The organism is Halomonas garicola (genome assembly GCF_055382465.1).
Window position 1 is genome coordinate 1,751,961 of record NZ_AP043931.1, and the last position, 24,857, is coordinate 1,776,817.

Sequence of the window (24,857 nt, forward strand, 5' to 3'; positions counted from 1 at the left end):
GCGTTATGAAGACGGCAAGGCCGATCGCGCATTAACGCTTTTGAATTCTCAGCCACTATTTTCAGCCACTAAGGACAATTCCGTGCTATTCCATTTCCGCCTGCCCGCCGCGCTGCGGCGCTGCCAAGCCCTCTGGCTTCTGGCTGCTGCGCTGCTCGTCTTGCTACCCCCGGGGCTCGCCCAGGCCCAGTGGCTCTCCGGCGATGACCAGAGTGATTTCCTGCCCGTGCGCGAGGCCTTTCAGCCCAGCGCCTGGCACGACGGCGACACCCTGTATATCGGCGTCGAAGCCGCCGAAGACTACTACCTCTACCGCCACCAGTTCGCCGTCGAGAGCCAGTCCCTGGACGTCAGCCTCGGCGAGCCCGAGCTTCCGCCGGGCACCTTCATCACCGACGAATACCTCGGCGATGTCTACACCTTCCGCGACACCGTGGTATTCGAGGCGCCCCTGGAAGAGGCGTATAACGGCCCCTTTGACGTCGAGCTGACGTTTCAGGGCTGCGCCGACGCCGGGCTTTGCTACCCGCCCGAGCGCATGACCCTCGAAGCCGCCGAGACCGCGACCCCGGCAGCCTTTGTCGATGCCGGCGAAGCCGCTGCCAGCGACCAGGCCTCGCCCATCGATGAGGCTTCCCCTGGCGGCGAAGCGTCACCGGTAGCCAGTGACGCCGCTTCTTTCCCGGATAGCGAAGCGCCGGCTAACGAAGCCGCGGATAGTGAAGAGACCCCGGCGTCCGATATTGCCAAAGACGACGCCGCGGATGCCGGGTTCAGCGGCCCGCAAAGCGAAGACCGCCGCTTTGCCACCCTGCTCGACGAGGCTAGCCTGCCGCTGGCGCTGGGCCTTTTCTTCCTCGCCGGGCTGGGGCTTACGTTCACGCCCTGCGTGCTGCCCATGCTGCCGATCATGTCGTCGATCATCGTCGGCCAGAACCCCACCCGCCCCCGGGCCTTCGTGCTCTCGGCAAGCTACGTGCTGGGCATGGCGCTGACCTATGCGCTGGTCGGCGTGCTGATGGGGCTATTCGGCGCCGGACTCAACCTCCAGGCGCACCTGCAGTCGGCGCCGGTGCTGATCACCTTTGCGGTGCTGTTCACGCTCTTTGCGCTGGCCATGTTCGGCGCCTTTGAGCTGCGCATGTCACCGCGCATTGCCGGCAAGGTGGACGCCTGGCAAAACCGCGCCCAGCAGAGCGGCCCGCTGGGGATTGCCGTGGCCGGGGCGCTCTCGGTGCTGGTGGTCTCGCCCTGCGTGACCGCCCCGCTGGCCGGCGCCATGGTATTCATTTCGTCCACCGGCGACGGCGTGCTCGGCGGGATGGTGCTGTTTGCCCTGGGGCTCGGCATGGGCCTGCCGCTGCTGCTCGCGGGCACCTTTGGCGCCACGCTGCTGCCGCGCTCCGGCGCCTGGATGAACGGCGTCAAGATTGCCTTCGGCCTGCTGCTGCTGGGGGTCGCCGTGTGGATGATCGAACGGCTGGTGGCAGCGCCCATTGCGCTGATGCTGTGGGCGGCGCTGGCCGTGGGCTCGGCGCTGGCGCTGGGGGCGCTGCAGTTCAACCAGCCCCAAGGCTGGGGCCGGGCGCGCCAGGCCCTGGGCATTCTGCTGCTGGCCTGGGGCATCGCGCTGCTGCTGGGCGCCGCCCAGGGCAATAAAAACCCGCTGCGTCCGCTGCAGGGCACCCAACAGATGAGTGCTGGCGGCGGTGCGCCGGCGACGGCAGCCGAGCCCCAGTTCACCCGGGTGGATACTCTCGCGGGGCTCGACGACGCGCTTGACGACGCCGCGGCCAAGGGAGAGCCAGCGTTTGTCGACTTCACCGCCGAGTGGTGCATCTCGTGCAAGGTTATGGAGCGCGAGGTGTACCCCGACCCCAGGGTCGCAGGCGCGCTTGCCGACTACACGCTGATCCAGGCCGACGTCACTGAAACCGACGACAGCACCCGGGAGCTGCTGGAAGCCTTTGACCTCTTCGGCCCGCCGAGCCTTCTGTTCTTTGCCGACGGCGAGGAAATTACCCAGGCGCGCATCCAGGGCGAGGTGAACGCCGACGAGTTCAGCGGACACCTGGAAAAGCTCGGCCAGTGGCTCGATAGCCGAGCCAGCTAAGCCTGCCCTCCTGCAGGCCTATGCTATCGCTGTTAGCTCAATCGCCGGATTGAGCCGTCAACAGGTCTGCGAGGGGGCGCTGTGAATCCATCCCTGGACGCTACCTACGCCACCCCTGGCGTAGAACCCCCTCTTCGACCTGTCCCCGGCTCCTCGGACATATCCAATGGCGATAGCCCTGGCGGCACCCAGGCAGCGCTAGACAGGCTGCCTTTTTTTCGGCAAACTTCGCCTGCACGCGAGCCCGGTGCACGGTTCGGGGCGCCAATAGAGCCGCAACGTTCACTAACGTGCCGCGTTCTCGGGATTTTTCTTTCAGGTTTACTGCGGCATGAAACGCCCGCCAGGCGTGCGTGCTGCGCCGTTTGAGCGCGCCCTGAAGGCGCTACTTAAACGCCGCCGTCCGTCATGTCCGTTTGCCTGGGCGCTGCACTTTCGCGCGCCGGCACTGTCCGGACGCTGTGTCGCTTATGCCTTTTGTCGTTTTCACTTTCAATGAGTATGGGACCCCCTCATGGATATTCGTAAAGTCAAAAAACTGATCGAGCTGCTGGAAGAGTCCAACATCAGCGAGATCGAGATTCAGGAAGGCGAAGAGTCGGTACGCATCAGCCGCCACCCCAACGGCACCCCCTGCGCGCCCCAGCCCATGGCTCAGTTTGCGCCCCACCCGTACCCGACCCAGGCACCCGACCCCGCCGCTCCCGGCACCGCCACGCCGGCACCGGAAGAAGCCCCGGCGGCGCCGGCCTATCGCGGTGAGGCAGTAAGCTCGCCCATGGTCGGCACCTTCTACCGCAGCCCGGCCCCGGGTGCCACGCCCTTTGTCGAAGTCGGCGCCAGCGTGAAGAAAGGTGAAACCGTGTGCATCGTCGAAGCCATGAAGATGATGAACCAGATCGAAGCCGACCGTGACGGCGTGGTCGAAGCCGTTCTGGTGGAAGACGGCGAGCCGGTAGAGTTCGATCAGCCCATGGTCGTCATCGCCTGATCTTTCATTTTTGACACGGGTGGATCCTCCCATGCTGGACAAGGTACTGATCGCCAACCGCGGCGAAATCGCCCTGCGCATCCTGCGCGCGTGCAAGGAGCTGGGCATCAAGACGGTCGCGGTGCACTCCCAGGCCGACCGCGAGCTCATGCACGTGCGCCTGGCCGACGAGGTCGTCTGCATTGGCCCGGCGCCGTCGGCCCAGTCGTATCTGCATATTCCCGCGCTTATCAGCGCCGCCGAAGTCACCGACGCAAGCGCCATTCATCCCGGCTACGGCTTTCTTTCGGAAAACGCCGACTTTGCCGAGCAGGTCGAGCGCTCGGGCTTCCGGTTCATCGGCCCGCGGGCGGAGACCATCCGCCTGATGGGCGACAAGGTCAGCGCCATCAAGGCGATGAAGGCAGCCGGCGTGCCCACCGTGCCCGGCTCCAACGGGCCGCTTGACGACGACGACGATGCCAACCTGGCCGCCGCCCGGCGCATCGGCTATCCGGTCATCATCAAGGCCTCCTCCGGCGGCGGCGGGCGCGGCATGCGCGTGGTGCACACCGAAGGCTACCTGCTCTCGGCCATCAGCATCACCCGCACCGAGGCGCACTCGGCGTTCGGCGACGGCACGGTGTACATGGAGAAATTCCTCGAGAAGCCGCGCCACGTCGAAGTGCAGGTGCTGGCCGACGGCCAGGGCAACGCCATCCACCTCTATGACCGCGACTGCTCGCTGCAGCGCCGCCACCAGAAGGTGCTCGAAGAGGCCCCGGCGCCGGGCATCGACCCCGCGGCCCGGGAAAAAGTGCTCAACGCCTGCCGCGACGCCTGTATCGACATCAACTACCGCGGCGCCGGCACCTTCGAGTTTCTCTACGAAGACGGCGAGTTCTTCTTTATCGAGATGAACACCCGAGTACAGGTCGAGCATCCGGTCACGGAAATGGTCACCGGGGTGGATATCGTCAAGGAGCAGCTGCGCATCGCCTCGGGCTGGCCGCTCTCCATCACCCAGGACGACGTCAAGCTCAGCGGCCACGCCTTCGAGTGCCGCATCAACGCCGAAGACGCCCGCACCTTCATGCCCTCGCCGGGCCGGGTCACGCTTTATCACCCGCCGGGCGGCCTTGGCGTGCGCATGGATTCGCACATGTACACCGGCTACACCGTTCCGCCCCACTACGACTCGCTGATCGGCAAGCTGATCACCTGGGGCGAAGATCGCGACATTGCCCTGACGCGGATGCGCAACGGCCTGGACGAGCTGCTGGTGGAAGGCATCAAGACCAATATCGACCTGCACAAGGATCTGGTGCGCGACAGCTACTTCCGCCAGGGCGAAGTGACCATCCACTACCTGGAAAAAAAGCTGGAATCCTGACGCCCGGCCGGGTAGCACACGCCGCGGGGCAGCTGCCGGCTGCCCCGCGTTTTTCCCCGCCGTGCGGAGACAGACCCCATGCCCTGGCTACAGCTCAAAGCCCACGTCCCCCCGGAACACGCCGAACAGCTCGAAGACCTGCTGCTCGACGAGGGCGCTACCGCCATCAGCCTGCAGGACGCCGACGACGACCCGGTCTTCGAACCCGAGCGCGGCACCACGCCGCTATGGCAGGACACCGTGCTCATCGGCCTTTATGACGACCTGGAAGGCGTCGGCGAGATGCTCGAGCGCATTCACGCCGCCTGGGCCGAACGGCTGCCCGGCGAGCCCTGCCCCGCGATCGACTACGAGCTGGTGGCCGACCGCGACTGGGAGCGCGAATGGATGGACGCCTTCGAGCCGCTCAAGATGGGCGAGCGGCTGTGGATCGTGCCCAGCTGGCACGAACCGCCGGCGCCGGATGCGATCAACCTGGTCCTCGACCCCGGCCTTGCCTTCGGCACCGGCACTCACCCCACCACGGCGCTGTGCCTGGCCTGGCTGGATGAGCTGGCCGTCAACGGCGAGCTTGCCGGCACCCAGGTGCTGGACGTGGGCTGCGGCTCGGGGATTCTGGCCATCGCCGCGCTCAGGCTCGGCGCGCGTCACGCGACGGGCACCGATATCGATCCCCAGGCGCTCCAGGCCAGCCGTGACAACGCCGAACGCAACGCCGTCAGCCACGACGACCTGGCGCTTTACTACCCCGAAGAGCTCGACCGTCAGCACCCCGAGGCCGGCTACCCCCTGGTGGTGGCCAATATCCTTGCCGGCCCGCTGGTGGAGCTGGCCCCGGCCATTGCCGGGCGCGTGGCCCCCGGCGGGCGGCTCGCGCTTTCCGGGATCCTTGAGCACCAGGCCGACGAAGTGCTCGACGCCTACCGGGCCCGTGGGCTTATCATGGACGAGCCGGCGCACCGCGAAGGCTGGGTGCGCCTGACCGGCACGCGCCCGCATTAACGCCCGGACTGACGCTATGACATCACCCACTTCCGCCGTTGCCATTGGCCCCTATACGCTGCCCAACCGCGCGATACTGGCGCCCATGGCCGGCGTTACCGACCGCCCCTTCCGCCAGCTGTGCCGGCGGCTGGGCGCCGGCTGGGTGGTTGGGGAAATGGTCACCTCCGATCCATCGCTTTGGAACACGCGCAAATCCCGCCAGCGCATGGATCACCGCGGCGAGCCCGCGCCTCGGGTAGTGCAGATTGCCGGCGGCGACGCCGACATGCTCGCCGAGGCCGCCCGCCTGAACGCCGAGCTGGGCGCCGAAGTCATCGACATCAACATGGGCTGCCCGGCGAAAAAAGTCTGCAACAAGGCCGCGGGCTCGGCTCTGATGCGCGACGAGCGGCTGGTGGCGGAGATCGTCAACGCCGTGGTCGCTGCGGTCGACATCCCGGTGACGCTGAAAATCCGCACCGGCTGGTGCGCCGACAGCAACAACGCCGTGCGCGTGGCCGGCATCGCCGAAGACGCCGGCATCCAGGCGCTTGCCGTACACGGCCGCCACCGCCAGCAGCGCTACGCCGGAGAGGCCGAATACGACACCATCGCCGCGGTGAAGTCCCGGGTGGGGCTGCCGGTATTTGCCAACGGCGATATCGACACCCCCGAAAAAGCCGCCCGGGTGCTGGCGTATACTCGGGCCGACGCGCTGATGATCGGCCGCGGCGCCCAGGGCAACCCGTGGATATTCCAGCAGATCAACCGCTATCTTGATCACGGCACGCCGATGGCCGCCCCCACGCTCGGCGAACGCGCCCGGGTGCTGGGCGAACACCTGGCCGCGCTGCACGAATTTTACGGCGACTATATGGGCGTGCGCATCGCGCGCAAGCACCTGGGCTGGTACCTCGCCGCCGATACGCGCTTTACGCCGGAGCAGCAGCGCGCCCTGAAAAAGCAGTTCAACGCCCTGGAGACCCCGGCGACGCAGTTTGACTGGATGGACACTTTCACGGTGCCGGATGCCGCCGCGCGCCTGTCAGCCAAAGGAGGCCACGCCGCATGACGGATCGCAACCCGATGCCCGCTCACCCGGACGCCGCTGCGCTCGGCAGCACGCCGCCAGAGGCGCCGCCCAAGCCGCTGCGCGACGCCGTGGAGGCTTCCATGCGGCGCTACTTTGAACACCTTGACGGCGGTGAAACCAGCGACCTTTACGCCATGGTCATGGCCGAGGTGGAAACGCCGCTGCTGGCCGCCGTGCTGGAGTATACTCACGGCAACCAGACCCGCGCCGCCCAGGTGCTGGGGTTGAACCGCGGCACCCTGCGCAAGAAGCTCAAGCATTACGGACTTATCGACAGCGCCCCCTAGGCGCCGCTGTTTTCTATCTGACCCACTGCCTACGAAAGTTTGATGAGAGAGTTTGATGGCTACTACCGCGTCCCCCGTTCGCCGCGCTCTGCTGAGCGTTTCCGATAAAACCGGCATCGTCGACTTTGCTCGCGGGCTGCACGAGCACGGCGTCGAGCTTTTGTCCACCGGCGGCACCTTCCGACTGCTCGCGAAAAACGACCTCCCGGTCAGAGAAGTCTCCGAGCACACCGGCTTCCCGGAAATCATGGACGGGCGGGTCAAGACCCTGCACCCCAAAATCCACGGCGGCATTCTCGCCCGGCGGGGGCAGGACGACGCGGTCATGGCGGAAAACGACATCGCGCCCATCGACATGGTGGTGGTCAACCTTTACCCCTTTGCCGACACCGTAGCCAACCCCGACTGCACGCTTGAAGACGCCGTCGAGAACATCGACATCGGCGGGCCGGCCATGCTGCGCGCCTGCGCCAAGAACCACGCCCACACCACCGTGGTGGTCAACGCCTGTGACTACGCTCGGGTGCTGGACGAGCTGGCCGCCCGGGCGGGCAGCATCGGCGCCACCGCGCGCTTTAATCTGGCGGTCAAGGCGTTCGAGCACACCGCCGGCTACGACGGCGCCATTGCCGACTATCTGGGCCGCCGGGTGAGCGCCGACGACGCCGACTTTCCGCGCACCTTCAACCTGCAGCTGGCCAAAAAGCAGGACATGCGCTACGGTGAAAACCCCCACCAGAACGCCGCCTTCTACGTCGAGCCCGACGCCTCGGAGCCCGGCGTCGCCACTGCGCAAACCCGCCAGGGCAAACCGCTTTCGTTTAATAACATCGCCGACACCGACGCCGCCTTCGAGTGCGTAAAGGCCTTTGACGACACCGCCTGCGTGATCGTCAAGCACGCCAACCCCTGCGGCGCGGCCGTGGGCCAAAGCGCCGTTGATGCCTACGACCGGGCCTTTCAGACCGACCCCACCAGCGCCTTCGGCGGCATTATCGCCTTCAACGTGGCGCTCGACGCCGAGACCGCGCAGCGCATCATCGACCGCCAGTTCGTCGAGGTGATCATCGCCCCGGGGATCAACGAGGACGCCGCGGCCATCGTCGCGAAAAAGCCCAACGTGCGCCTGCTTGACGCCAGCGCCGGCTGGCCGGGCAGTCAGGCCGAAGCGGCACTGGACTACAAGCGCGTCAACGGCGGGCTCTTGGTGCAGGAGCGCGACCGGGGCACGGTGGGCCGGGACGCGCTCAGGGTGGTCAGCGAGCGCGCGCCCTCGGAGCAGGAGCTCAATGACCTGATCTTCGCCTGGCGGGTGGCCAAGTTCGTCAAGTCCAACGCCATCGTCTACGCCAGGGAAGGGCAGACCGTGGGCGTGGGCGCGGGGCAGATGAGCCGCGTCTATTCGGCCAAAATCGCCGGCCTCAAGGCCGCCGACGAAAACCTGCCGGTGCCCGGCTCGGTGATGGCCTCGGACGCCTTCTTCCCCTTCCGCGACGGCATCGACGCCGCCGCCCAGGCCGGCATTACCGCGGTCATTCAGCCCGGCGGCTCCGTGCGCGACCAGGAAGTCATCGACGCTGCCAACGAGGCCGGCATCGCCATGGTGTTTACCGGCATGCGCCACTTCCGCCACTAGGGTCTGTTGACGTTTCATGGCAGGGGTATTGGCAGGATAGGGGCAAGCTCGCAGAATAAAGGTTCCTACGCCAACAAACTGCAAGCCTGCCATGCCCCGACAAATGCTCACGGATGAACACTGGTCGAAGCTGAAACTTATCCTGCTTCAACAAGGTATTTATGACAAGGCCGACTTGCGTACCACGGTGGAAGGCATCCTTTATCGGATGCGCACTGGCTGCCCGTGGCGAGACCTACCAGAGGTGTTTGGCCTTTGGAACACGGTCTACAAGCGTTTCAACGCCTGGTCAGCGAGTGGAAAGCTGATGAGGATTTTCAGCTCTCTGGTGGAAGATCCTGATGTTGAGTGGCTGTTCATTGATGGCTCCTACGTCAAGGCTCACCAAGACAGCACTGGAGCTGCCACGGAAGACGCAGAAGCCATTGGCAAAAGTCGTGCAGGCAATACCAGCAAGATCCACTTGGCCGTGGATGCTTATGGGTTGCCGATCGCCTTCAGAATAACCGGGGGTGAAGTGCACGACAGCACGGAAGCCCAGGCATTGATTGACGGTTTGCCGGCAGGTGACGCGCTGGTGGCTGACAAAGGCTATGACAGTGAACGTATCCGTGAGCAGGTCGAAGCCAAAGGAATGGCTGCCGTCATTCCACGCAGGCGTAACTCGAAAAAAGGAAATGCCAATCTGGACAGAGGGTTATATCGCTACCGGCATCTGGTTGAGAATGCCTTTGCTCGATTGAAACCGTATCGCGCCATTGCGACGCGCTACGATAAGCTCAAACGAAATTACGAAAGCATGGTGGCCTTGGCATGCGGCTTTTTATGGCTACCAATGTGAAACGTCAACAGGCCCTAGGCGCCAGGCACAAAAAAACCGGCGGCCCCGGGTAAAAGGGGTCGCCGGTTTTTTTTATCTGCGGGGCATCGCCCGGCCTAGCTGATATCCATGCACAGGTACTTGGTCTCGAGGTATTCATCCAGCCCCTGGTGGCCGCCCTCGCGCCCCAGCCCCGAGGCTTTCATACCGCCAAACGGCGCCGCGGCGTTGGAGATCGCTCCGGTATTGATCCCTACCATGCCGTACTCCAGCGCATCGGCAACGCGCCAGGTGCGCGCCAAATCCCGGGAATAGAAATACGAGGCCAGGCCGTAGCGGGTGTCGTTGGCCATGGCCACGGCGGTTTCTTCGTCATCGAAGGGGAAAACCGCCGCCAGCGGGCCGAAGGTCTCTTCCTGGGCCACGCGCATGTCCGCGGTCGCCGCGCTGATCAGCGTCGGCGAGAAGAAGTTGCCGCCCAGCGGGTGCGGATGGCCGCCCAGCAATAGCTCGGCACCTTTATCCACGGCGTCCTTGACGTGCTCGTTGACTTTGTTGACGGCATCCTCGTCGATCAGCGGACCAATATTGTTGCTGGCTTCCTCGCCGTCGCCCACGTGGAGTTCGCTGTGCATGGCCACCGCGAGCTTTTCGCAGAAGGCATTGACCACGCTTGTCTGTACCAGAAAGCGGTTGGTGCAGATGCAGGTTTGCCCGGTGTTGCGGAACTTGGCGGCCATGGCGCCTTCCACCGCGGCGTCCAGGTCGGCGTCTTCAAAGACAATGAAGGGCGCGTTGCCGCCAAGCTCCAGGGAGATTTTCTGCACGTGCTCGGCGGCCTGGGACATCAGCTGGCTGCCGACCTCAGTGGAGCCGGTAAAGGTAATCTTGCGCACCTTGGGCGAGTGGGTCATGGCCTGGCCGATGTCCCTGGCGCTGCCGGGCACCACGTTGAATACGCCGCGGGGGATACCCGCCCGCTCGGCCAGCAGTGCCAGGGCCGTGGCCGAAAACGGCGTCTGGCTGGCGGGCTTGACCACGATGGTACAGCCGGCGGCAAGCGCCGCCCCGGCCTTGCGCGTGATCATTGCCGCAGGAAAATTCCACGGGGTGATGGCGCCCACTACGCCCACCGGCTGCTTGGTCACCACGATACGCTGGTTGACCTTGGCCGCGGGCACGGTTTCGCCGTAGGCGCGCCGCCCCTCTTCGGCGAACCAGCGCAGAAAGCTGGCGGCGTAGGCAATCTCGCCCTCGGCTTCCTTGAGCGGTTTGCCCTGCTCGTGGGTCATCAGCATGGCCAGGTCCTGCTGGTGCTCGAGCATCAGCCCGTACCACTTGAGCAGCAGGTCGCCGCGCTCCAGGGCGGTCATCCCGCGCCAGGCGGGCAAGGCGGCATCGGCGGCGTCAATGGCGCGCCGGGTTTCGTCTCCGCCAAGGCGCGGCACGTTACCGATGAGATCCCCGGTCGCCGGGTTGTAGACGCTGATTTGCTCGCCGCTGTCAGCGGCCACCCAGCTGCCGTCAATGTAGGCAAACGGACAGTAAAGCTGGGTCTCTTTTAGCGATTCCATGAGTGCTCCAGACCAGTTCGTGGCGTTAAGCATGAAAGACCGTCGCCTTCATGCTAGGACGAAATACTCTTCATGACCAAGAAAACAAAGCTTGCCGGTGCTTAGCTGATCAGCGTCAAGAATTCCTGGCGAGTGGACTGATTACTGCGGAAGGTCCCGAGCATTACCGAGGACGACATGCTCGAGTTCTGCTTTTCTACGCCGCGCATCATCATGCACAGATGCTGGGCTTCGATCACCACCGCTACGCCGCGAGCCTGAGTCACGCTCTGAACCGCCTCGGCGATCTGCAGCGTCAGATTTTCCTGGATCTGCAGGCGGCGGGCGAACATGTCGGTGATCCGGGCAAACTTGGACAGCCCCAGCACCTTGCCGTTGGGCATATAGGCCACGTGGCACTTGCCGATAAAGGGCAGCAGATGGTGCTCGCAGATGGAATATAGCTCAATATCCTTGACCAGCACCATCTCGTCTGTATGGGAGTCGAACACCGCGCCGTTGACGACTTCGTCAAGCGTCTGGTGGTAACCCGCGGTCAAGAACTGCATGGCCTTGGCCGTGCGTTTGGGGGTGTCCTTGAGCCCTTCACGATCGGGGTCCTCCCCCAGCTGCTCCATGATCTGGCGGTAATGCTGGGCTATTGCATCGGTCTCATTAGTCATCAATAGGGTCTCGTTGGTCATTCTTGTGAGTCATCCCGGGGCGTTGGCCTGGCGAACACCCCGAGAACGGGCAAGACTATACAGCAGGCAGCCGGCAATGTTGTCTGGCGCGTGGCGCTCGGGCGGCTGGCGTTGGCGGGTCATCGGCAAAACCTCATGCTGTGATATAATCGCCGGCATTATTGACCCGTTAATCCGTAGCTACCCAACACGCGAGACTCCGCTATGCCTTCCATCAACATGCCTCTCTTCTCCGCCTGCATGTCTGCCCGCACGGGCGCTGGCGCCCTGTTAGCGGCGCTGCTGGCCGCCCCGGCCGGCGCCTTTGCCGCCACGCTCAGCCTGCCAAGCGATGCTACCGTGGACGTGGAAGTCGTCGATACCATCAGCTTTGCCGGGGGCGAGTCTCGCCAGGAAGGCATTTTATTAAGACCGGCTGATATTAGCCAGGCCTCAGCCACCCTGCCCGAGTACTGCGTCATCGTCGGCGACGCCCAGCGTGACGATGACCGCATGCGCATCACCACACACGACGTCACCTGCATCGAAACTGACAGTGCCACCAGCTCGATTTTTTCCGGCGAAATAGACGCCGCGGCCTACGATAGCGACGGCCAGTACGGCATTCAGTGTGAGGGCGACGACTGCCGCCTGCCCGCCGGGCACGCCTTTACCCTGACCCTGGGCGCGCCGCTTGAGATCACCGAGCAGGCCAACCCCTCGGAAGAAATCAACAAGCAGCGTCGCGAAGCCAGCGGTGCAGGCGTGGCCAACCCGATTCCCTCAGAGCGGCCCGACCCCGAAGATAGCCAGAGCGCCGGGGACTGATTACAGTCGTGGCACTGCTCTAAAGCCGGATAGCCTCTATCTCTCGGGCTCGCCTGCCTTCAGGCGAGCCAGCGCGTTGTTTCCAGCCGCACCCGCTGCTGCTCCAGCTGGCGAATATGCGCGTCCCAGTAGCCGCTTTCGCCAAGCCAGGGAAACGCCCGGGGGAAAGCGGGGTCTTCCCAGCGCGCCGCCAGCCAGGCGCTGTGGCGCACCATGCGGTGGCTGCGCAGCGGCTCGATCAGCTCAAGCTGCTCCTGGGGAAACGCCCGCTCTTCTTCGTAGCCTTCGCTGATTTCGCTGAGCTGGGCGCGCCAGGCGTCGGGCTCGCCCGTGGGCAGCAGCATCCAGATATCGTGGACGGCCGGCGCCATCAGGCAGTCATCGAAGTCCACCAGGGTAAAGGCCTCGTCGCGCCCCAGGATGTTGCCCAGGTGGCAGTCGCCGTGGCAGCGCGTCAGTGCCGGCATGGCGTAGCCTTCCAGCGCCTTCACCAGGCGATGCGTCACCGCTTCGTAGGCGCGCCGCTGCTGCTTGCCCAGCCAGCCGCTGGCGAGCACGTCGGCGCTTGCCCGGGCGGTGTCCGCCGCCGGTGACAGTCGCGGCCGATGGGTAAAGGCGCGTCGACCGGCGACGTTGTGCAGCCGCCCGAGCAGCCCGCCCAGCGCAAACAGGTGGGCGGGGTTGTCAAGCTCCGGCGCCTGGCCCGGCCGCTGGGGAAACAGCGTAAAGATAAAGCCGTCGAACCGATGCAGCGTGTTTCCGCCGTCCAGGCGCACCGGCGGTGCCACGCTGACCCCGGCGGCGTGAAGTTCGAGCAGGTAGTCGTGCTCTTCCTGAATAGCGGCCGCCGTCCAGCGCTCGGGGCGGTAGAACTTGACCACCCAGCGCCCGCCGTCGTCATCGCGAAACATCAGCACGCGATTTTCGTAGCTGTTCAGCGCAAAGGGCTCGCCGGCCGGATACACGCCGACCGACTCGATGGCCGCCATAACAACAGACGGCGATAAGGCGCTAAACGCGTGATTCATGGAAGTCTCCGCCGGGCAAAACGCCATGGTATCAGGACGCGCCCAGCGATGTACGCGCCAGCGCGTAGACCACCACTTCCCGGGCGCCGGCCCGGCGAGCGGCCAGCGCCAGGGCGTTGACCGTAGCGCCGGTGGTCATGACGTCGTCGACCAGAGCCACCCGCTCGGGTAACGGCGTTGCCACCGCGAAAGCCTCCGCCAGGTTGGCAAAACGCTCGCCGCGAGAGAGCGGGCGCTGGCTGGGCGTATCGACCCGGCGGCTCGCCTCAATCACGGGAAGGCCCAGGCGCGTGCCCAGCTGGCCGGCAAGCCACCGGGCCTGGTTAAAGCCGCGCTGCCGCGCCCTCGCCGGGTGCAGCGGCACCGGCACCAGCGCCTCCGCTGGCGTCTCATCCAGCGCCGAGACAAACAGCTCCACCAGCAGCGTGCCGGCGCGCGGCGAGGCATGAAACTTGAAGTCCTGCACCAGCTCGCGCACCGCCCCCTGATACACTAGCGGCACCCGGGCGCGCGCAAATGCCGGCGACGCCGCGCGGCAGCGGCGGCACAGCGCCTGCGCCCGGCTCAGCGGCTCGGCACACAGGCAACAGCCGTTGCGGTTCCAGGCAAGCTCCCGATAGCAAGGCATACACCAGCTTTGCTCCGGCGCCGGCTCGCCCAGGCAGAACGCGCAGTGCCCGGGCATGGCGCGGCGCAGGTGCTTTTCCAGCGTCGCCAGCGCACCGGCCACCCTGTTACCCGCCGCCCGGCCGTTCGCCACACGTTTTTTGTCAATGAGTGGGCGCACCTCCGTCCCCCCTTCGCTGTCCCGAACTCTCGCGGGCTATTCGACGCTCCCCGCCAGCGTTGACTTTACGCTCATGGTCAGTAAAATCCGCATTCGATCTGCGGATGTGGTGGAATTGGTAGACACGCTAGATTTAGGTTCTAGTGCCGCAAGGCGTGGGAGTTCAAGTCTCCCCATCCGCACCAGCTTATAATGTAACCCACTGATTTTACTGCTTTTCATAAGCCTCCCTGCCCAAAATCAGACAGCCAGTAGCCAAATATCGGGCGTTCCCCCCGCCCTTACTTGCCGATTCCAAACGCCGCTGCTTACCTGAACTCGGGCAAAAACGTTGTCTATTTCGGGCGTATTGCTCTGTTTCTTGCCTGCCTTTCTGACTACAATCGGTTTCAATTATCCAGGCTTAAAATAAGGAAAACCAATGGATTGGCTCAACGAAAACAGTCAGGCCATCTCGGCTGTTACCAGTGTCGTGACGGTGTTCGTGTGGATATTTTATGCCCAGCTGCTGTACGACGGCTACGCGCGCCAACGGCGTCCGCGGATCATCATCAACCGCGGCAAGGGCGTCGGCATGGAAGCCCTGTGCCTGATCAGCAACATGAGTGTCGAAGCCATTTACGTACAGCACCTGATCGCCGTGCTGCACACCCGGGATAAAAGTTACAGCCTGGACGTGGTCGAATACCAGCAGGAAGGCGATGAGGAGGTAAAAGGTGGCTATCGCACTCACCAGGGACCGCTGGCTTCCGGCAACCATCTGCACGTCGAGACGTTCAACTCGATTTTGCACCAGATTCTTCGCTACTGGGAGCTCGACAACGACATCCTGGACCAGGAAGGCCTCTGCCTTGGCATACGCGTCGTTGCTATCTACGGCTCCGAAGACATGCCCACCGGTGCCTGGCGTACTTTCGAAATGGACCTTTCTCAACCCCCTGAGCGCCAATTAACTCCCAGCACCATCGACACCCACCGCATGAGCAGCAAGCGTCAGCGCAAGCGCGTACTGGAATGGGTGAAAGATATCGAAATACACAAGGTATACTGACCCCGGAAGTCATCACCACAACTCAGGGATGGCCTGCCGGCGTCGTTACGGCGCCGGTATCGTGCCGCACCCGATGCCTGGATAACGCGGCATGAGATTACGCTTTACCTACCTGTTATTGACGCCGCTGGCTTGCGCCTTATCCGGCCATGCCGGCGCCGAATCCGGCGACTCCGCCGCGCCGACCGATAGCGACCTGCCCGACTGGGCCATCGAGCAAGTCGAGCCGCTGCGCAACAGCCTGGGCACCTGGGTCGACAATACTTCGCGCAGCCTCGACGGTTTTTTTGGCACCCCGGAAAGCCACGACGTCGACAACGAGTCCTACCTTCGCATCGGCCACGAGGTCGACTGGATGGAAGGCGACGGCGTAGATAACGATTTCAATCTGCGCTACCGGGTCGACTTGCCCACCGCGGAAGAGCGCCTGCGGCTGATCATTGAAAGCGACCCCGAGGAAACCCAGGGGACGCTTGCCGAGCAGGGGTCAGGAAGGCTGGCCAACGACCAGCGCGACCGGCGTACCTCAACGCTGGGCCTGGGTTGGCTTGAAAGCAGCGACAAACGCAAGAGCTGGAGTAACCGCGTAAGCGCCGGCGTACGCCTGCGCCTGCCGCTGGACCCTTACGTGCGCTTCACCAGCAAACGCCTGTGGCAGCTAAGCGACGGCCCCTGGCAGCTGGAGTCCGACAACCGTCTTTCCTGGTTCAACCACAACGGCTACTCGGCGCGTACCCGCTGGGACGTCGGCCGCCCGCTGTCCGCCTCCCGTCACCTGCGCTTTATCACCAACGTGCAGTGGCGCGAAGAGGAAGACACCCTAGAGTACGGCGAAAGCGCCGAGCTCAACCATCGGATCAACCGCCGCAGCGCGCTGCGCTACTCCGCCATTGCCATCGGCTCAAGCGCGTCTAACCCGCGCATGACCGACTACTATCTACAGACCCGCTACCGGCGCGATCTGCACAAGGGCGTGCTGTTTGCCGATGTCATCCCCGAGCTACACTTCCCACGCGACGCCAGCTACGAATCGCGCTGGGCCATGACCCTGCGCCTGGAAATGTACTTTCAGCGCCGGCTTTCCCGGAATTACTTCAACTGACCCGCCTGTACGGCCGGTCGAGCGCTTGTTTTACCCGCATGCTGCCACCATATTCTGGGCAACGATCTCAACAACGTGACGGAAAACGACCTCGAAGCGATCGTGAAAACGATTTTTAAAACAGCGCCACTCAACCCTACTCACCTTGTCGCGCCTTTGGAATACAGCTTGAGCGAGCCGGAGCCAGCCCATGCCGATATTGCTTTTCATCACCCTGTTTACCCTGCTCGATTTTGTCGTGCTGTTCAGCATCGGCGGCCAGATCGGGCTGTTGGCCACCCTGGCGCTGGTGCTGATCACCGGCATCGGCGGCCTGCATCTGATCCGCCGCGAAGGCGCCTATACGTTTGCCCGGGCGCGGGCGCGCCTCAACGCCGGCGAGCTGCCCTCAAACGAGCTTGCGACCGGCGCCGCGCTCATTTTCGGCGGTGCCCTGCTCATGGCACCGGGATTTTTGTCCGACGCCCTGGGCCTTGCCTGTTTGATTCCCAACGCCCGACGCCTGCTGTTCAAACTGCTCACCTGGCTTGGTTTTCGCGCAAGCATGGCCGGCTACCGGCAAGAAGGGCCGTCCTCCCACGCTCACCGCCAGGCCGGGGACCCCAGCGACTGGAACAACGCCCGTCCGCGGCATCGCCAAAAAGACTCGCCCACCGGCGGCCGCCATCAGCAGGAAGACGATGCGCTGGAAGGCGAATTCATCGCCCGGGACGAGGCGTCGCGGCGGCGTTAGCGGGCTTAGGCGCTAGCGTCATGAAAAAAGTCGCTTTTTTTCATTTACGCCCCTTGAAAGGAAGCTGCCAGCCCCCATTTTTTAGCCAGCACACGGAATCGACGGAGCCTGCAGGGCTCCGTCAGTAACAAAGAGGGTACGTTGTGCCTTCGGCTCCTGCCGGCCTGCCCGGCAAGAGCGCCATGAAAATCGCCTGTAAAGGCATTTTGTCGAGACTTATCGTCAATACCAGGAGAGCGTGAATGAATATCCGTCCCTTGCACGACCGCGTCGTTATCCGTCGCGTCGAAGAAGAACAGACCACCGCTGGCGGCATCGTGCTTCCGGGCAACGCCCAGGAAAAACCCACCCGCGGCGAAGTGCTGGCAGTGGGTAACGGCCGGATTCTCGACAGCGGCGATGTGCGCCCGCTGGACGTGAAAGTCGGCGACACCGTGATCTTCAAGGACGGCTTTGGCGTCGAAAAGGAAGAAATCGACGGCGAAGAAGTCCTGATCATGAGCGAAGCCGACGTCCTGGCCGTTGTGGAAGGCTAACCGCCCCGCGCTTTTACGTTTCCCGTTGACCGTTTCACCATTCAGGAAAAATCAACATGGCAGCTAAACAAGTCAAGTTCTCCGATGATGCTCGCAAACGCATGACTCGTGGCGTTGACGTCCTCGCCAACGCGGTGAAGGCCACGCTTGGCCCCAAGGGCCGCAACGTCGTGCTGGACAAATCCTTTGGCGCGCCGACCGTGACCAAGGACGGCGTTTCCGTGGCCAAGGAAATCGAGCTCAAGGACAAGTTCGAGAACATGGGCGCGCAGATGGTCAAGGAAGTGGCTTCCCAGACGTCCGACGCCGCCGGTGACGGCACCACCACCGCCACCGTTCTGGCCCAGGCCATCGTTGCCGAAGGCCTCAAAGGCGTCACCGCCGGCATGAACCCCATGGACCTCAAGCGCGGCATTGACCACGCCGTCACCGCCGCGGTCAAGGAAATCCAGGCGCTGTCCGTGCCCTGCACCGAGACCAGCTCCATCGCCCAGGTGGGCACCATTTCCGCCAACGGCGACAAGGACATCGGCGCGATCATCGCTGACGCCATGCAGAAAGTCGGCCAGGAAGGCGTCATCACCGTCGACGAAGGTCGCGGCTTTGACAACGAGCTGGAAGTGGTCGAAGGCATGCAGTTCGATCGCGGCTACCTCTCGCCCTACTTCGTCACCAACCAGGAAACCATGGCGGTTGAGCTTGAAGACCCCTATATCCTGCTGGTCGACAAGAAGATCTCCAACATCCGCGAACTGCTGCCGACTCTGGAAGCCGTCGCCAAGTCCAGCAAGCCGCTCGCCATCATCGCCGAAGACATCGAAGGCGAAGCGCTGGCCACTCTGGTGGTCAACAACATGCGCGGCATCGTCAAGGTCGCCGCCGCCAAGGCGCCCGGCTTCGGCGACCGTCGCAAGTCCATGCTTCAGGACATCGCGATTCTTTCCGGCGGCACGGTGATTTCCGAAGAAGTCGGTCTGACCCTCGAGCAGGTGACCCTTGACCACCTGGGCACTGCTCGGCGCATGACCATGTCCAAGGAAAACACCACCATCATCGACGGTAACGGTGCCGAGGCGGACATCGAAGCGCGCGTCAGCCAGATCCGCGCCCAGATCGAGGAAACCTCCTCCGACTACGACAAGGAAAAGCTCCAGGAGCGCGTGGCCAAGCTGGCCGGCGGCGTCGCCGTCATCCGCGTGGGTGCCGCTTCCGAAGTCGAGATGAAAGAGAAGAAAGCCCGGGTGGAAGACGCCCTGCACTCTACCCGCGCCGCGGTCGAGGAAGGCGTCGTGCCCGGCGGCGGTACCGCCCTGGTGCGCGTGCTGACCAAGGTCAAGGGCCTGACCGGCGACAACGAAGACCAGAACCACGGCATCAACATGGCCCTGCGCGCCATGGAAGCGCCGCTGCGCCAGATCGTCATCAACGCCGGCGAAGAGCCCGCGGTCATCATCAACCGCATCAAGGACGGCGAAGGCAACTTCGGCTACAACGCCCAGACCAGCGAGTTTGGCGACCTGTTCGAAATGGGCGTGATCGACCCGGCCAAGGTGACCCGCAGCGCGCTGCAGTCAGCGGGCTCCGTCGCCGGCCTGATGATCACCACCGAGTGCATGATCGCCGACGATCCGGACGAGCAGGAAGCCGCGCCGGACATGGGCGGTATGGGTGGCATGGGCGGAATGGGCGGCATGATGTAAGCCGTCAAGCCCACGCCTGACCCGCGAGTCTTCCTGAAAGGCTCGCCCGTAAAAAAAACCCCGCTGCGGCGGGGTTTTTCTGTTTTCATGGCCTTTCCGGCCCTCGTTTCCATCACTCAGGAGGCGCTGTTGTGCTATCCCGACTCCGCATCGTGCTGGTGCAGACCTTCCACCCTGGCAATATCGGCGCCGCCGCCCGGGCGATGAAGACCATGGGGCTTGCCGAGCTTGTGCTGGTCAACCCCCGGGCGTTTCCCGACGACGAGGCCACCCGGCTTGCCGCCGGCGCCGCCGACGTAGTGGACAATGCCCGAGTGGTCGAGTCGCTTGATGAGGCCGTGGCCGACTGCGTGCAGGTCATCGGCGCCAGCGCCCGGCTGCGCAGCCTGCCGCTTCCCCACTTCGACGAGCCCGACGCCATGGCGCAAAGCGCGTTACATAACGCCCAAAGCGCCCCGGTGGCGCTGGTATTTGGCCGCGAGCGCTCGGGGCTGACCACCGCCGAGATCCGCTGCTGCACCCATCAGGTCAGCATCCCCGCCAATCCCGACTACGGCATCCTCAACCTCTCCCAAGCGGTGCAGATACTCGCCTACGAGCTTCACCGGGCCTGGCGCACTCGGGAAGACAGCGGCTTTATTTACCAGACGCCGACCCAAGCCACGCCGCCCACCCGGGAGCAGTTCGGCCACTTTCAGCGCCACCTGCACGAGGTGATGGAGAAAAGCGGCTTTTTGACCCAGCCCCACGCCCGCACCGAAGAGCAGCTGCAGGCGCTGTTTGCCCGGGCCGAGCCCTCGCGCCGCGAGCTTTCGCTACTCAGGGGCCTGCTCAGCGCTCTGGAACCCGAAAGCCCAGACGATCCCGAGAGAGCCAACGAGGGGGACGGTTAGAGTAGCATCGCCGCCGCCCAGCCAAAGGCAATCATCGGCAGGTTATAGTGCAAAAACGTCGGCACCACGCTGCCCATGATGTGGTCGTGCTGGCCGTCGATGTTGAGCCCCGAGGTCGGCCCCAGGGTGGAGTCCGACGCCGGCGAGCCGGCATCCCCCAACGCCGCCGCCGTGCCCACCAGCACCGTGGTGGCCAGCGGCGAGAAGCCGAACTGCACCGCCAGCGGCACGAAAATAGCGGCGATGATGGGAATGGTAGAAAACGACGAGCCGATCCCCAGGGTAATGAACAGCCCCACCAGCAGCATGGCAATGGCGGCCAGGCCGCGGTTATCGCCAAACAGGGCAAAGGCCCCCTGAACCAGGGCGTCGATCTCACCGGTGGTTTTCATCACCTCGGCAAAGCCGGCGGCAGAGATCATGATAAAGCCGATCAGCGCCATCATGCGCATGCCGCTGGTGAAAAGGTCGTCGGCCTCGCGCCATTTGAAGATGCCGCCCAGGGATAAAAGCGCAATGCCCACCAGGCCGCCGAGAATCATCGAGCCGCTGTAAAGCTGCAGGCCAAGGGCGGCCACAATGGCAAGCCCGGACATCACCAGCCCCAGCGCGTGGGGCGCGGGGACAGTATGGCCGTCGCCGGCACCGATGCCGGCCACTTCCCGAGTTTCGTAGGTGCGCGGCCGGCGGTAGCTTATAAACACCGCCACGGCGAGCCCCACGGCCATGCCGCCCACGGGCACCGCCATGGCAAGCGGCAGCATGCCTCGGGTGATCTCAAGGCCCAGCGGCGCGCCGGCACTGTTGATGTTGGCAAGCAGTATGTCGTTGAGAAAAATCGAGCCGAAGCCCACCGGCAGCAGCATGTAAGGGGCAGTCAGGCCAAACGTCAGCGCGCAGGCAATGGCCCGGCGGTCCAGGTGCAGCTGGTTCATCACCTTCAAAAGCGGCGGAATCAGGATAGGGATAAAGGCGATATGCACGGGGATCAGGTTCTGGGACGAGATGGCCACCAGCAGCACGGCCCCCAGCAGCAGGTACTTGACCCGGGCCTGGCGGGCGGCGTCGGCTTCCTGGCCCAACATGCTGATCAGCCGACGAGCCAGCATGTCCGGCAGGCCCGAGCGCGAAATAGCCACGGCAAATGCACCCAGCGTGGCGTAGGCAAGCGCCACCTGCGCGCCGCCTCCCACGCCCTCATTAAAAGCATCAAGGGTTTGTTCAAGCGTCAGCCCACCGGCGATCCCGCCCACCAGCGCCCCCAGCACCAGGGCAAACACCACGGAAACCCGCGCCAGCGCGAGAGCGACCATCACCAGGACGGCGAGAATGACTGCGTTCATCGGCAATATCCAGAAACGTCAGGAGTGAGAGAAAGTCAGAAAAGCGCCCGATTTTAGCAGATAAGATGCCGCTCGCCGCTGGTGTTGACGCCGAGAAACGGTAAAATGCCGACGCGATCCGACCCCTTCGCCGGGGGTCGCCGCGCCGTTCCCAGGGAGGCCAACGCCGCTATGCCTTACGCCAACATGCCCGCCGGGCGCTGCCCGGGCGCCAACGCCACGCCTTACCCTCATGCTTGAAGTCGTCACGCTGTCGTTTGCCTTCGTGTTCGGCATCCTGGTGCGCCAGATCGGGCTGCCGCCGCTGGTCGGGTTTCTCGGGGCGGGGTTTGCGCTCAACGCCTTCGGCCCCGCCGTGGGGCTGCCCACCGATGCCGGGCCGATCCTTGAGCATACCGCGCACCTGGGCGTGCTGCTGCTGCTTTTCACCATCGGGCTCAAGCTCAACGTCAAGAACCTGATTGAGCCGGTGGTGCTGGGCAGCGCCTTTGCTCACCTGCTGATCAGCGGCGCGATATTTACCGCCGGGTTTATCTGGCTGGCCGGCCTGCCCTTGGAAACCGCCATTCTTCTCTCTATTGCGCTGTCGTTTTCAAGCACGGTGCTCGCGGCCAAGGTGCTTGAGGGCAAGGGCGAGCTGCGCGCCTTTCACGGGCGCATCGCCATCGGCATTCTGGTGATGCAGGATTTGATCGCGCTTGCCGTGCTCAGCGTCTACAGCGGGCAGACCCCGTCCATCTGGGCGCTTTGGGTGCTCGCCCTGCCGCTGCTGCGTCCGCTGTTCTACTGGCTGATGCGGGTGGCCGCCCACGACGAGCTGCTGGTGCTGATGGGCGTGGTGCTGGCCGTCGCCGCCGGCGGCATGGGGTTTCAGGCGGTGGGGCTGAGCTCGGAGGTGGGGGCGCTGGCCATGGGGCTTACGCTCTCGCGCCACCCCCGCGCCCAGGAGCTGTCCCAGGCGCTGTGGGGGATCAAGGAAGTGTTTTTGATCAGCTTTTTCCTGCAGATCGGCATGTCCGGGCTGCCGGATACCGAGGCGCTCACCTTCGCCGCGATTTTTGCCCTGCTGCTGCCGCTCAAGGGCGTGCTGTTCTCCGCCCTGCTCATCGCCTTCCGGGTACGGGCGCGCAACGCCTTTCTCGGCGGGCTGAGCCTGTCGGCGTACAGCGAGTTCGGCCTGATCGTCGCCGCCAGCATCATGGAGGAATGGCTGGTGCCGCTGGCGGTGACCGTGGCGCTGTCTTTTGTCATCGCCGCCCCGCTCAACCGCTTTGCCCACCCGCTGTTCGACCGCCTGGAAAAATACCTGGTGCGCTTTGAAACCAACACCCGCCACCCCGACGAACAGCCCGCCGACCTTGGCCAGGCTAACGTGCTGGTGCTGGGCATGGGGCGAACCGGCAGTGCGGCCTACGACTTTTTTGTCGAGCAGGGGGTGAGCGTCATCGGCCTCGACTCGGACCCCAACAAAGCCGAACAGAAAGGGCGCCACGTTCTCTACGCCGACGTCGAAGACGCCGGCTTCTGGCATCACCTGGACATGACGCAGCTGAAAGCCGTTACGCTTGCCATGCCCACCGTCGAAAGCAAGCTGATGGCCACCCGGCAGCTGAGAAAAGGCGGCTTTCACGGCAATATTATCGCCGGCCTGCACTTTCAGGACGAAGCCAGCACCCTCCAGGCCGCGGGCGTCGACCATACCTATCTGCTGATGTCCGGTGCGGGCATCGGCATTGCCGAAAAAACCTGCGAGTGCCTCAAGGCTCAGGCCTAGCGCATCAGGCTTGCGCCGCTGTCGTCATCCAGCGCCACGCCTTCCACGCCGATGTCGGACTCCAGCGCCAGCAGGTAGTGGCGCAGGCCGCGCCTTGTGGCCTGCTCGTGCAGGCTGCGCCGCACCTGGTCGGTCACTTCGTCGTAGGGCAGCTGGCGGCTTTCTTCGCGGTGATCCACTATCACCAGATGCCAGCCGTAGCGCGAGGCCAGGGGCCGGTCGTGCAGGCCCACCGGCAGATGCTTAAGCGCCCGGTCAAGCTCGGCAACGGTTTGGCCCGGCATGAGCCGGCCCAGGCTCCCGCCGTCGTCCTTGGACGGGCAGTCCGAATGACGCTGGGCAAGCTCGGTCATACGCTCGGGGTGTTCGGCGAGCTCGGAAAGCAGCGCCACTCCCTTGTGATACTGGGCATCCCTGGCTTCGGCGTCGTCCGGCGGCGCGGCCAGCAAAATGTGGCGCACCTCGATCAGCACCGGCTGGCTGAAGCGCTCGGGGTGGGTCTCGTAAAAACGCTTGCAGTCGTCTTCCGAGGGCTCGGGCACGGCAAGCTCGGCTTCCAGCAGCGCGGCGATGGCGTCACCCGACGCTTGTGCTTCGCTGTCTTGCGCCGCCAGCCCCAGCATCTGGGCTCGCTGGTGCAAAAGCTCGCGCACCACCAGCGCCCGGGCGGCCTTTAGCTGGGCACTGCCGGCGCTGTCCGCCGGGTGGTACTGCATCTCGGCGGCAATGTCCGCCTCGCTGATCTCGCGGCCGCCAACGCTCACCGGCGGCGGGGTTTGCGTCCCTGGCAGCTGTTCCACATCAATCATCTGCATGGCGATACCTTTGTCACTGTCGAATGATTCCGCTGACTTTTACCCCCGCTTGCGCACCAGCTGGTAGCGCCGAGTGACGTAGCCAAAGGGTATGCTCCAGACGTGCACCAGGCGGGAAAACGGGAACAGCAGGATGATGGTCAGGCCGAGGAAGACGTGGATCTTGTAGATCCAGGCCACGTCGGCCATGTAGTCCGCCGCGCCGCCGCTGAAGAACACGATGGCCTGGGCCCAGGACGCCAGGGTCAGCATCATCGCGCCGTCCAGGTGGCCAAGGGAGAAGAACACGGTGGTCACGCCGAGGGCAGCCTGCAGTACCAGAATCGCCAGGATCAGGGTATCCATGGTGCTCGAAGACGCCTTGACCCGAGGGTTATACAGGCGCCGATAAAGCAGCATGCCGCCGCCGATCAGCACCATCACCCCGGCGATGCCGCCGATGACAATGGCCACGATCTGCTTGGCGCCGGCGCTGATGAACGGCGCATAGATCCAGTGCGGGGTGAGCATGCCGAACAGGTGGCCGAAAAAGATCACCAGGATGCCGATGTGGAAGACGTTGCTCGCCAGGCGCATGTTCTTTGACGAGAGCATCTGGCTGGAGCCGGTCTTCCAGGTGTACTGGCCGTAGTCGAAGCGCAACAGGCTGCCCACCAGAAACACCGTACCGGCCAGATACGGATAGTAGCCATAGATCAGGTGCTGCAGGTATTCGATAAACATGGCGTTTCTCCT

23 protein-coding genes and 1 tRNA gene are annotated in these 24,857 nt (G+C 64.2%); 17 read left to right on the plus strand and 7 right to left on the minus strand.

Annotated elements, in window-relative coordinates; translation table 11 throughout:
• Window positions 1-139 precede the first annotated feature (139 nt).
• From dsbD to ACZ46Y_RS08560, 8 genes are all read left to right on the plus strand, one after another.
• Entirely contained in the window at window positions 140-2,113 is a 1,974-nt protein-coding gene (dsbD, locus tag ACZ46Y_RS08525) for a protein-disulfide reductase DsbD (RefSeq protein ID WP_376717592.1), read from the plus strand.
• Between the two features lie 514 nt (window positions 2,114-2,627).
• A complete protein-coding gene (accB, locus tag ACZ46Y_RS08530; RefSeq protein ID WP_311956348.1) occupies window positions 2,628-3,104 on the plus strand; it encodes an acetyl-CoA carboxylase biotin carboxyl carrier protein in 477 nt (158 codons plus the stop codon).
• 31 nt (window positions 3,105-3,135) lie between these two features.
• Window positions 3,136-4,476 carry an acetyl-CoA carboxylase biotin carboxylase subunit gene (accC, locus tag ACZ46Y_RS08535; RefSeq protein ID WP_311956347.1) on the plus strand — a complete coding sequence of 447 codons (1,341 nt, stop codon included), beginning with the start codon at window positions 3,136-3,138 and terminating at the stop codon, window positions 4,474-4,476.
• Between the two features lie 78 nt (window positions 4,477-4,554).
• Window positions 4,555-5,478 carry a 50S ribosomal protein L11 methyltransferase gene (gene prmA, locus ACZ46Y_RS08540; protein ID WP_311956346.1) on the plus strand — a complete coding sequence of 308 codons (924 nt, stop codon included), beginning with the start codon at window positions 4,555-4,557 and terminating at the stop codon, window positions 5,476-5,478.
• Window positions 5,479-5,494: 16 nt separating this feature from the next.
• Window positions 5,495-6,532, plus strand: coding sequence for a tRNA dihydrouridine synthase DusB (dusB, locus tag ACZ46Y_RS08545; protein WP_311956345.1), 1,038 nt, complete (start codon window positions 5,495-5,497; stop codon window positions 6,530-6,532).
• A gap of 14 nt (window positions 6,533-6,546) precedes the next feature.
• Window positions 6,547-6,840, plus strand: a complete 294-nt coding sequence (fis, locus tag ACZ46Y_RS08550; RefSeq protein ID WP_311956385.1) for a DNA-binding transcriptional regulator Fis — start codon at window positions 6,547-6,549, stop codon at window positions 6,838-6,840.
• Window positions 6,841-6,895: 55 nt separating this feature from the next.
• On the plus strand, window positions 6,896-8,476 hold the full coding sequence (purH, locus tag ACZ46Y_RS08555; protein WP_311956344.1) for a bifunctional phosphoribosylaminoimidazolecarboxamide formyltransferase/IMP cyclohydrolase: 1,581 nt from the start codon (window positions 6,896-6,898) through the stop codon (window positions 8,474-8,476).
• 91 nt (window positions 8,477-8,567) lie between these two features.
• Window positions 8,568-9,317 (plus strand): IS5 family transposase, encoded by a 750-nt coding sequence (locus ACZ46Y_RS08560; RefSeq protein WP_464380033.1) that lies wholly within the window; start codon window positions 8,568-8,570, stop codon window positions 9,315-9,317.
• 95 nt (window positions 9,318-9,412) lie between these two features.
• Here ACZ46Y_RS08560 and ACZ46Y_RS08565 read toward each other — a convergent pair whose 3' ends face one another.
• The gene (locus tag ACZ46Y_RS08565; RefSeq protein ID WP_311953094.1) at window positions 9,413-10,870 is read right to left on the minus strand and encodes an NAD-dependent succinate-semialdehyde dehydrogenase; all 1,458 of its coding nucleotides are present in this window, start codon (window positions 10,868-10,870) and stop codon (window positions 9,413-9,415) included.
• Between the two features lie 101 nt (window positions 10,871-10,971).
• Window positions 10,972-11,532 (minus strand): GTP cyclohydrolase I FolE, encoded by a 561-nt coding sequence (gene folE, locus ACZ46Y_RS08570; RefSeq protein ID WP_311953097.1) that lies wholly within the window; start codon window positions 11,530-11,532, stop codon window positions 10,972-10,974.
• Window positions 11,533-11,757: 225 nt separating this feature from the next.
• Between folE and ACZ46Y_RS08575 the strand changes: the two genes are divergently transcribed.
• Window positions 11,758-12,360 (plus strand): hypothetical protein, encoded by a 603-nt coding sequence (locus ACZ46Y_RS08575; RefSeq protein ID WP_311953099.1) that lies wholly within the window; start codon window positions 11,758-11,760, stop codon window positions 12,358-12,360.
• 59 nt (window positions 12,361-12,419) lie between these two features.
• Here the strand turns inward: ACZ46Y_RS08575 and ACZ46Y_RS08580 are convergent, their stop codons facing one another.
• Both ACZ46Y_RS08580 and ACZ46Y_RS08585 read right to left on the minus strand, forming a co-directional pair.
• Window positions 12,420-13,388 carry a serine/threonine protein kinase gene (locus ACZ46Y_RS08580; RefSeq protein ID WP_311953102.1) on the minus strand — a complete coding sequence of 323 codons (969 nt, stop codon included), beginning with the start codon at window positions 13,386-13,388 and terminating at the stop codon, window positions 12,420-12,422.
• Window positions 13,389-13,419: 31 nt separating this feature from the next.
• A complete protein-coding gene (locus ACZ46Y_RS08585) occupies window positions 13,420-14,175 on the minus strand; it encodes a ComF family protein (protein ID WP_311953104.1) in 756 nt (251 codons plus the stop codon).
• Window positions 14,176-14,275: 100 nt separating this feature from the next.
• Between ACZ46Y_RS08585 and ACZ46Y_RS08590 the strand changes: the two genes are divergently transcribed.
• The 7 genes from ACZ46Y_RS08590 to ACZ46Y_RS08620 all read left to right on the plus strand — a co-directional run bounded on the left by ACZ46Y_RS08590 (window position 14,276) and on the right by ACZ46Y_RS08620 (window position 20,190).
• Window positions 14,276-14,360: transfer RNA gene (locus ACZ46Y_RS08590), tRNA-Leu, on the plus strand.
• A gap of 236 nt (window positions 14,361-14,596) precedes the next feature.
• Window positions 14,597-15,226, plus strand: a complete 630-nt coding sequence (locus tag ACZ46Y_RS08595) for a hypothetical protein (RefSeq protein ID WP_311953105.1) — start codon at window positions 14,597-14,599, stop codon at window positions 15,224-15,226.
• A 91-nt stretch (window positions 15,227-15,317) separates the two neighbouring features.
• Window positions 15,318-16,328, plus strand: coding sequence for a hypothetical protein (locus ACZ46Y_RS08600; protein ID WP_311953107.1), 1,011 nt, complete (start codon window positions 15,318-15,320; stop codon window positions 16,326-16,328).
• 190 nt (window positions 16,329-16,518) lie between these two features.
• Complete coding sequence (locus ACZ46Y_RS08605; RefSeq protein ID WP_311953109.1) at window positions 16,519-17,061, plus strand: FxsA family protein; 543 nt, start codon at window positions 16,519-16,521, stop codon at window positions 17,059-17,061.
• A gap of 242 nt (window positions 17,062-17,303) precedes the next feature.
• Window positions 17,304-17,597: a co-chaperone GroES gene (locus ACZ46Y_RS08610; RefSeq protein ID WP_311882108.1), complete on the plus strand. Its 294-nt coding sequence runs from the start codon at window positions 17,304-17,306 to the stop codon at window positions 17,595-17,597.
• Between the two features lie 56 nt (window positions 17,598-17,653).
• On the plus strand, window positions 17,654-19,297 hold the full coding sequence (gene groL / locus ACZ46Y_RS08615; RefSeq protein WP_311953111.1) for a chaperonin GroEL: 1,644 nt from the start codon (window positions 17,654-17,656) through the stop codon (window positions 19,295-19,297).
• A gap of 131 nt (window positions 19,298-19,428) precedes the next feature.
• Window positions 19,429-20,190, plus strand: coding sequence for an RNA methyltransferase (locus ACZ46Y_RS08620; RefSeq protein WP_311953114.1), 762 nt, complete (start codon window positions 19,429-19,431; stop codon window positions 20,188-20,190).
• Here the strand turns inward: ACZ46Y_RS08620 and ACZ46Y_RS08625 are convergent.
• Entirely contained in the window at window positions 20,187-21,533 is a 1,347-nt protein-coding gene (locus ACZ46Y_RS08625; RefSeq protein ID WP_311953117.1) for a Na+/H+ antiporter family protein, read from the minus strand. The genes ACZ46Y_RS08620 and ACZ46Y_RS08625 overlap by 4 nt on opposite strands.
• 232 nt (window positions 21,534-21,765) lie before the next feature.
• On the opposite strand from ACZ46Y_RS08625, the gene ACZ46Y_RS08630 reads away from it, so the two are divergent.
• A complete protein-coding gene (locus ACZ46Y_RS08630) occupies window positions 21,766-23,307 on the plus strand; it encodes a cation:proton antiporter domain-containing protein (RefSeq protein WP_311953120.1) in 1,542 nt (513 codons plus the stop codon).
• Here ACZ46Y_RS08630 and ACZ46Y_RS08635 read toward each other — a convergent pair.
• On the minus strand, window positions 23,304-24,122 hold the full coding sequence (locus ACZ46Y_RS08635) for a peptidylprolyl isomerase (RefSeq protein ID WP_311953124.1): 819 nt from the start codon (window positions 24,120-24,122) through the stop codon (window positions 23,304-23,306). The genes ACZ46Y_RS08630 and ACZ46Y_RS08635 overlap by 4 nt on opposite strands.
• A 39-nt stretch (window positions 24,123-24,161) precedes the next feature.
• Complete coding sequence (gene narI, locus ACZ46Y_RS08640) at window positions 24,162-24,845, minus strand: respiratory nitrate reductase subunit gamma (protein WP_311953127.1); 684 nt, start codon at window positions 24,843-24,845, stop codon at window positions 24,162-24,164.
• Between the last annotated feature and the right edge of the window lie 12 nt (window positions 24,846-24,857).

What these genes read in the sequence shown, in the direction of transcription:
- folE (WP_311953097.1), bottom strand. Translation starts at nt 11,532, where the DNA reads ATGACTAATGAGACCGATGCAATAGCCCAGCATTACCGCCAGATCATG.
- ACZ46Y_RS08635 (WP_311953124.1), bottom strand. Translation starts at nt 24,122, where the DNA reads ATGCAGATGATTGATGTGGAACAGCTGCCAGGGACGCAAACCCCGCCG.
- accC (WP_311956347.1), top strand. Translation starts at nt 3,136, where the DNA reads ATGCTGGACAAGGTACTGATCGCCAACCGCGGCGAAATCGCCCTGCGC.
- ACZ46Y_RS08625 (WP_311953117.1), bottom strand. Translation starts at nt 21,533, where the DNA reads ATGAACGCAGTCATTCTCGCCGTCCTGGTGATGGTCGCTCTCGCGCTG.
- ACZ46Y_RS08575 (WP_311953099.1), top strand. Translation starts at nt 11,758, where the DNA reads ATGCCTTCCATCAACATGCCTCTCTTCTCCGCCTGCATGTCTGCCCGC.
- narI (WP_311953127.1), bottom strand. Translation starts at nt 24,845, where the DNA reads ATGTTTATCGAATACCTGCAGCACCTGATCTATGGCTACTATCCGTAT.
- ACZ46Y_RS08560 (WP_464380033.1), top strand. Translation starts at nt 8,568, where the DNA reads ATGCCCCGACAAATGCTCACGGATGAACACTGGTCGAAGCTGAAACTT.
- ACZ46Y_RS08580 (WP_311953102.1), bottom strand. Translation starts at nt 13,388, where the DNA reads ATGAATCACGCGTTTAGCGCCTTATCGCCGTCTGTTGTTATGGCGGCC.
- dusB (WP_311956345.1), top strand. Translation starts at nt 5,495, where the DNA reads ATGACATCACCCACTTCCGCCGTTGCCATTGGCCCCTATACGCTGCCC.
- ACZ46Y_RS08630 (WP_311953120.1), top strand. Translation starts at nt 21,766, where the DNA reads ATGCTTGAAGTCGTCACGCTGTCGTTTGCCTTCGTGTTCGGCATCCTG.
- ACZ46Y_RS08600 (WP_311953107.1), top strand. Translation starts at nt 15,318, where the DNA reads ATGAGATTACGCTTTACCTACCTGTTATTGACGCCGCTGGCTTGCGCC.
- fis (WP_311956385.1), top strand. Translation starts at nt 6,547, where the DNA reads ATGCCCGCTCACCCGGACGCCGCTGCGCTCGGCAGCACGCCGCCAGAG.
- ACZ46Y_RS08610 (WP_311882108.1), top strand. Translation starts at nt 17,304, where the DNA reads ATGAATATCCGTCCCTTGCACGACCGCGTCGTTATCCGTCGCGTCGAA.
- prmA (WP_311956346.1), top strand. Translation starts at nt 4,555, where the DNA reads ATGCCCTGGCTACAGCTCAAAGCCCACGTCCCCCCGGAACACGCCGAA.
- ACZ46Y_RS08565 (WP_311953094.1), bottom strand. Translation starts at nt 10,870, where the DNA reads ATGGAATCGCTAAAAGAGACCCAGCTTTACTGTCCGTTTGCCTACATT.
- groL (WP_311953111.1), top strand. Translation starts at nt 17,654, where the DNA reads ATGGCAGCTAAACAAGTCAAGTTCTCCGATGATGCTCGCAAACGCATG.
- accB (WP_311956348.1), top strand. Translation starts at nt 2,628, where the DNA reads ATGGATATTCGTAAAGTCAAAAAACTGATCGAGCTGCTGGAAGAGTCC.
- ACZ46Y_RS08595 (WP_311953105.1), top strand. Translation starts at nt 14,597, where the DNA reads ATGGATTGGCTCAACGAAAACAGTCAGGCCATCTCGGCTGTTACCAGT.
- purH (WP_311956344.1), top strand. Translation starts at nt 6,896, where the DNA reads ATGGCTACTACCGCGTCCCCCGTTCGCCGCGCTCTGCTGAGCGTTTCC.
- ACZ46Y_RS08605 (WP_311953109.1), top strand. Translation starts at nt 16,519, where the DNA reads ATGCCGATATTGCTTTTCATCACCCTGTTTACCCTGCTCGATTTTGTC.